The organism is Streptomyces sp. NPDC001507 (assembly GCF_042894765.1).
GTDB lineage: Bacteria > Actinomycetota > Actinomycetes > Streptomycetales > Streptomycetaceae > Streptomyces.
Genome location: NZ_JBIAVV010000013.1, coordinates 386113 through 392526, shown reverse-complemented (window position 1 = coordinate 392526; position 6414 = coordinate 386113). Strand labels below are relative to the sequence as shown.

The window sequence follows — 6414 nt, the reverse complement described above, 5'->3', positions numbered from 1 at the left end:
CCGACCAGGCCAACCTCGACCAACCCCTCAACCCGCTACCCCCAACGCCAATGAGCCTGGCCGCTTGACATAGGAGCATCAAGGAGACCCGGTGATGGTGCACCCGTTCATCGAGGCGGAGAAGCAGGCAGGTCACAACGTCAAGCGTGCGTGTGAACTGCTGAAGGTCTCCCGAGCCGCCTTCTACGCCCGCCGTACCCACACACCCAGTTCCCGGGCCGTGCAGGACGCGGAGCTGACCGAGCAGATCACCGCCGTCCACGAGCAGTCCCGGGGCATCTACGGCGCCCAGGGCATCCACGCCGCCCGGCGGACGGTGTGAGGAGGCGGCTGCCCTCATGCGGTGATAGGCCGGGGCGAAGCCGTCATGAGCACGCTGGTGGCCCATTCGTGCAGGCGGGGTGGGGCGGAGTCCTGGGCTTTGCGGTGAAACGTGCGCTCAAGAGCCGGCAGGAGGGTGGCCACGTGGATGGGCTCGGTGATGGTGCCGTAGGGAAACAGATGCTGCGGGTGCCGCCGAAGCGGACGGCGTTGGTGGTGGCCAGGGTGGTAGCGGGCGCCTTGCTCGTTTCCGGCGGACCACAGGTCGACCTCGCACGCCGCCAGGACACTGCCCGGCCGGCGCCGACCCGGCGCCACCAACGCAGCCACAAGCTGCGCCACCTCTGGTCCCAGTTCCGGGCCCAGCTACGGCAGTTCCTGGACGGCAGCCGCCGCCGTCGCCTGCATTCCCTCGCCCGAACGGCGGGCCACGGCCATCGTCCGCGGCGCCGCTGGCGCCCTGGCCGGGAGCGTTGCGGGATGGGTCATCTTGTGGATGAACCGCGCTGCCCCGGCCTTTGAGACCTCACACCCGCTTGCGGCAACCACGCGCCACCTGGGGTGCCGGCTGCCGCGGGGGCTTCGAGAACCTCGAAGCCCCCGCCGGGGACGCCGCGCTCGTCGGTCCCGCATGGGCAACGGTTCAGGTCAGTGCGCCGATGCTCAGCCAGGCACCGCGGGCCGCACCCTCTGCTTCGTAGCAAACGCCGCAGGTGAGCCGCCTGGCTTCGGGCAGTGAGACGGAGGAGTCGGGTGAGCCGGGCAGCGGGTCGGCAGTTACATGCAGGTGCTGGCCGCAGATCCCGGCCCCGCACCGGGCGCATACGGCCAGGGCATTGGGCGGCCTCGGGATGACGGTCCCTGCTTGACGGGGAACACTGCAGTCAAAACAGTCCATGGTGATGTGCCTTTCTGTGCTTTCGAAGCGTTTCGGGGAGACTGCGGGGAAAGAGAGTCGAGGATTCGCCCGCCAGGCGTGGCCAAGCGAGGTGCCTGGATGATCGTCGGGTCACGTGACCGGGCGCTGTTCCTGGCCTGGTCGAAGAACTCCATGCCATGAAGCCGTGCGCATAGCCGCCGCCCGCGCGTTCCTGCCGGGTCGTGCCCAGGGCACGAGGTGGGACATAAGTGGCCGCGCCCGTCGCCGGCCTCGCTATGTGCGATAGGTCTCCAGCAGTCGCAACCAGACCTCGCTGATCGTCGGGAAGGCGGGCACGGCGTGCCAGAGCCTGTCGATCGGCACCTCGCCGATGACCGCGATGGTGGCCGAGTGCAGAAGTTCTCCCACGCCTGGGCCTACAAAGGTGGCCCCGGCCACGGTGCCACGGTCGGTGTCGATGAGCACGCGGGCGTTGCCGCGGTAGTCCTCGGCAAACTGGACTGCACCCGCGACCTGTCCGATGTCGTAGTCCACCACGTCCACCCGTCGCCCTGTCCGCTCGGCCTCTCGCGTGGTCAGGCCGACGGAGGCCACTTCCGGGTCTGTGAAGACGACCTGGGGGACTGCGACGCTGTCGGCCGTCGCGACATGTGCGCCCCACCAACTGTCGTCCAGTGGCTCGCCCTTGGCGCGGGCTCCGATGACCGCCCCGGCGATCCGGGCCTGGTACTTGCCCTGGTGGGTCAGGAGGGCACGGTGGTTGACGTCGCCGACGGCGTAGAGCCAGCCGCCGTCCACGGCGGTCACCTGACAGGTGTCGTCCACGGTCAGCCAGTCACCCGGGGTGAGGCCGACGGTCTCCAGGCCGACGTCGGAGGTGCGAGGAGCCCGTCCGATGGCGAACAGGATCTCGTCGGAAGTCAGCTTTCCACCGTCCGCAAGCTTGATCCGCAGCTCGCCGCCGGCCCGTGCCACCGACGTGACCTTCGTTTCGAAGCGCACGTCGACGCCGGCCTCGCGCAGGCTCTGCGCGACCATCTCCCCTGCGAAGGGCTCCATACGGCCCAGCAGCCCGTCCTCGCGGACGAGAAGGGTCACCCGGGAGCCGAGCGCCTGCCAGGCAGTGGCCATCTCGACAGCCACCACACCCCCTCCGACCATGGCCAGCCGCCCCGGCACCTCGTGGGCGCTGGTCGCTTCCCGGCTGGTCCAGCAGCGCACCTCCGCCAGTCCTTGCAGGTCCGGCACTACCGCGCTGGTGCCGGTACAGAGGGCGACGGCGTGCCGGGCGGACAGTCGGATCCTTTCGCCGTCGTGGGTCTGCACCGTGACCTGCTTCGGTCCGTCGAGGCGTCCGTGACCGCGTATGAGGTCGACGCCCTCCTGCTTCAGCCACTCGACCTGGTCCTCGTCCTGCCAGTGGCCGGACATGGCATCGCGGTGCGCCAGGACGGCGGTGACATCCAGGGGTCCCTGCACCGCCTGGCGCAGTCCAGGGACACGTCGCGCATCCGCGCGCGCCACTACCGGCCGCAGTAGCGCCTTGCTGGGCTCACAGGCCCAGAACGAGCACTCGCCACCGACCAGCTCACCCTCCACGATCACCGTACTCAGACCGGTGGTGTGGGCACGGTCGGCCACGTTCTCACCGACCGGCCCCGCGCCGATGACGACCACGTCATAGACAAGGGATACGTTCTGCATCACTACTGCTTTCCTTCTGTTGGGTGTGGACCCCGACGGACGCGGGCCGGACCGCGCCTCGCCGTCGGACCTTGTGATGTTCCGTGAGCGGCTGCAAGGGAAAGAGCTGCCCTGCGGAGCACGAGCTGGTCAAGATCGGCCGTCGGCTTGCGGGTCTGGGCAGCGACACGCGACCACTGCACGAACTTGCGGGGACCACCCGCCCCTTGACCGTCCCGCGGTGCCACGCTGCCTCAGCAACCGTGGTACGCGCCGTCGTCGTGGCCCCGTGCACGCCCTCGTCCTCTGTCAGCGGCCCGGGAACCGCTTCGTGATCTCCTGCAGCACCCAGCCGTTGCCGTCCGGGTCGCTGAAGGAGGCGAAAGAAAGGTAGCTACGACGTTCGGGGTCCGGTCCAGACACTCGACCCTCCGTCCCGGGACGGTCGAACACGCCGCTCACGTCATGAAACACCTCACTCACGTCGGCGCCCCGGTCGAGGAGTTCGGCTCGGGCCTCGTCGATGTCGCTGACCACGAGGTACAGACCCTGGGCAGACCCCGGCTCGGCTGAGCTGACACCGGTGCCGAAGATGACCGAGCAAAGAGAACCGGGAGGGGTGAACTGCACTACACGGAAGCCCTCATCGACGACGAAGTCACCGTCCGGTCGCCACCCCAGCCCCTCGTAGAAGCTCTTGGCTTTGTCAACGTCAGCGACGGGTATCACGACGACCTCTAGTTTCATTTCCATGATCGTTAATCCTGTTCCGTTTCATTGCCGGCCTCGGTTCCTGCCTCCAACAGTGCAGGAAATAGGGATAAAAGATCCAGTTAGTTATATTTTGCCCACCTTGAAGAATCGCTGAATCACCCCTGATCACACCTCCGCAAAATCCCCTGCAGAAGCTCGGGGTTGCCCACATGGGCCGACGGCGCGCCAGCAGCCCCGACGATCACCGCAGTTGCTCTCCGTGACATCACGGTCACGGAAAATCGATGACTGTGCGGACTCGCACGAGTGACACTCCGTCCCCTAATCAGGCGCCCCGCCGCTGCGGGCGAACCGGGTTCCCGACGAGACGGCGGGCGGAGTCGACCGGCAGAGAACGAGAGCAGACCGGACATGATCTCCAGACCATGCCGCCGAGCAACAGCGGCAACGACGCCACCCATCGGCCGGAACCTTCACCCAAGTCCTGATCGGCCGAGCACGGTTCGGTCGACATCTTGACCTGATACTCAGTCAGTTTGTCGTTCCGGAGGAGCAGACGGTCTGCGTATGCCACGTTCACGTCGCGTACCCGACTTGGCCTTGGCCCTCGGGATCAGCAACCATGTGCGTGCATGCCTTGCCGTCCTCATCGCTCGGCCCGGCCAATTCGCCCTACTGGACCGGGCAGGACACCGGCTATGCAGGCACTGCCGGCGCGGTCCGCCACGTGCTTCGAGTCCCCCGACGCGACCCTCGGCCCGGACGTTGCCTGCAGCGAGGACGGCTGATTCTGCTGGTCGGCAGGGGCCGGCCGCAGGTGGTGCAGGTGCCGGTCCAGCACCTCAACAGGTCTTGGAGCTCGTCGAGAACCTGGCAGAGGGTCAGGCCGGCATCTGCGCTTTGGGTCGAGCCGCCGCAGGGTGAGGAAGACCTGGGCGGCAGTGACGAAGGTGACGTGGTGGTGCCAGCCGCGCCAGGTACGGCCCTCGAAGTGATCCAGGCCCAGGCCGTGCTTGAGTTCTCGGTAGTCGTGCTCGATCCGCCAGCGTATCTTCGCCCACCGCACCAGGTCGGCGACAGGGGTGGCGGCAGGCAGGTTGCTCATCCAGTAGCCGGTCGGCTCGGCCGCCGTCTCGGGGTTCGACCAGCAGAGTCCGCAGCGGCAGAACTCCGTCCCACCGGTTGCGTCCTCCGGCCTGTTCCTGGGCGGTTCGGCAAGCTTCCTTGCCCGAGGGCCGCACCTGAAGCACGGCGAAGTACGAGGTCATCGTGCCCTTGCTGCCCTGCCGCCAGGTGACCTTCTGGAACACGGCGCTCTCTTCAACGAGGTCTGGCAGCGGCCGCGGTGCCTCGCGGTACCGGGGCAGGGTCGGCGGGCCCAGCCCGCCATAAGCAGGTTGATACGGCTCCGCGTCGGCAGGCCGTGCGATCTCTTTCGGGTCGAGCAGGAGCAGGGCGTCGCGGGACAGCTTGCGCCGTCCTCGGCGGTGAGGGAGTACACAGAAGGGGGGCGGCTGTCCTGTTCGAGCGGTGACCAGACGGTTCATCGGCTCGTCGTCCGACAAGAAGTGTTTCGGTGAGCACATACTCATGGGAGCCAAGCGTCAAGTCTTGGATCTCGGAAACCCGCCCCGGGCAAGAGCACGGCACCTACCGGGCAGGCGTGGTGCGCTCTCAGATCTGCTGCTTCTGCAGTACGGCCGTCTCAGCAGCCTGATGGAGCAGCTCCTGGAAGTAGCGGATGTCGGGTCGCCGGGACGTGCCGCTCTGGCTGACCGAGTAGACGGTGCGAGTTACCGGGTGAAGGAGACGGTGCAGGCTGATCGGCCCGGGCAGCGTGTCCGGCAATGTCATCCGGGGAAGCAGGGCTGCTCCGGCGCCTGCGGCAACCAGCGCCGCCAGCACTGAGAAGTCGCTGCTGCGGGAGCGGATGGTCGGCACGAAACCGGCCGCGCCGCAGGCACGCTGGATCATCTCGTAGCAGGATGTCTCCGGTCCGGGCGTGAGCCAGACACTGTCGGACAGACGCGCCAGGTCCACGCTTTCACCCGGCTTCAGCCCCATGCGTGCGGCGTGTTCGGGATGCAGCGCAAGCAGGACGGGTTCCTCAAGGAGCTTGGTCTGCTCACATCCGCTGGGGAAGTCCCGTGGCAAGACCGTGTATCCGTGGACGACGGCCAGATCGACGTCCCGTCGACGCAAGGCCTCTAGGGCCCTCTCGGGCTCCTGCTCGAAGAGTTCCAGCGTCAACGAGCCTTCGGTTTCCGCCTCTGCATCCAGGATCTGTTTCCACACCGGAGCAATCAAGGCGCGGGCCGCGGACGCGAAGGCGGCGACGCGTACGATGCCGTGGCCGCGCCCGCGTATGGCCTCCAGATCCGATTCTGCGGCTGCCAGGTCGCTCAGCACGATTTCGGCATGGGACACCAGCAGCTCACCGACAGGGGTCAGATGCAGAGTGCGCCCCCGCTTCTCCACGACGGGCAGCCCTACTTCCCGTTCCAGCGCAGCCAGTTGCTGTGAAATGGCGGGAGCGGTCAGATACAGCGCTTCCGCTGCGGCCGCGACTGTGCCGTGGGTGGCCAGGTACTGCAGGACTCGAAGTCGTCGCACGTCAAGCATGAACGTTCCTTACGCATTCCCTGTGAATAGTTCAAGCATAGCCATTCTTCGGGCGCCCTCCACAATGGCTGCCCGCATTCCCGATGTGTACATTTCGAATTTCAGGAGAGCTGTCACGTCCGGACATTATTCAAAGGGGTTCCTGCCGATCTGTTCGACGAATCTTCTCGTCGGTGCGTCCAGCGGCTTCATTT

5 protein-coding genes are annotated in these 6414 nt (G+C 66.9%); 1 reads left to right on the top strand and 4 read right to left on the bottom strand.

Annotation, left to right across the window (positions count from 1 at the left end; genetic code table 11):
• Positions 1 to 94 precede the first annotated feature (94 nt).
• Positions 95 to 322, top strand: a complete 228-nt coding sequence (locus tag ACFY0K_RS37930) for a hypothetical protein (RefSeq protein WP_382729490.1) — start codon at positions 95 to 97, stop codon at positions 320 to 322.
• A gap of 1152 nt (positions 323 to 1474) precedes the next feature.
• Here the strand turns inward: ACFY0K_RS37930 and ACFY0K_RS37925 are convergent.
• From ACFY0K_RS37925 to ACFY0K_RS37910, 4 genes are all read right to left on the bottom strand, one after another.
• Entirely contained in the window at positions 1475 to 2905 is a 1431-nt protein-coding gene (locus tag ACFY0K_RS37925; protein ID WP_390643677.1) for a dihydrolipoyl dehydrogenase family protein, read from the bottom strand.
• 288 nt (positions 2906 to 3193) lie between these two features.
• Entirely contained in the window at positions 3194 to 3637 is a 444-nt protein-coding gene (locus tag ACFY0K_RS37920) for a VOC family protein (protein ID WP_382729486.1), read from the bottom strand.
• A 607-nt stretch (positions 3638 to 4244) separates the two neighbouring features.
• Complete coding sequence (locus ACFY0K_RS37915; RefSeq protein WP_390643676.1) at positions 4245 to 4703, bottom strand: transposase; 459 nt, start codon at positions 4701 to 4703, stop codon at positions 4245 to 4247.
• 569 nt (positions 4704 to 5272) lie between these two features.
• A complete protein-coding gene (locus ACFY0K_RS37910; protein WP_382729482.1) occupies positions 5273 to 6220 on the bottom strand; it encodes a LysR family transcriptional regulator in 948 nt (315 codons plus the stop codon).
• Between the last annotated feature and the right edge of the window lie 194 nt (positions 6221 to 6414).

What these genes read in the sequence shown, in the direction of transcription:
- ACFY0K_RS37925 (WP_390643677.1), bottom strand. Translation starts at nt 2,905, where the DNA reads ATGCAGAACGTATCCCTTGTCTATGACGTGGTCGTCATCGGCGCGGGG.
- ACFY0K_RS37930 (WP_382729490.1), top strand. Translation starts at nt 95, where the DNA reads ATGGTGCACCCGTTCATCGAGGCGGAGAAGCAGGCAGGTCACAACGTC.
- ACFY0K_RS37920 (WP_382729486.1), bottom strand. Translation starts at nt 3,637, where the DNA reads ATGGAAATGAAACTAGAGGTCGTCGTGATACCCGTCGCTGACGTTGAC.
- ACFY0K_RS37910 (WP_382729482.1), bottom strand. Translation starts at nt 6,220, where the DNA reads ATGCTTGACGTGCGACGACTTCGAGTCCTGCAGTACCTGGCCACCCAC.
- ACFY0K_RS37915 (WP_390643676.1), bottom strand. Translation starts at nt 4,703, where the DNA reads ATGAGCAACCTGCCTGCCGCCACCCCTGTCGCCGACCTGGTGCGGTGG.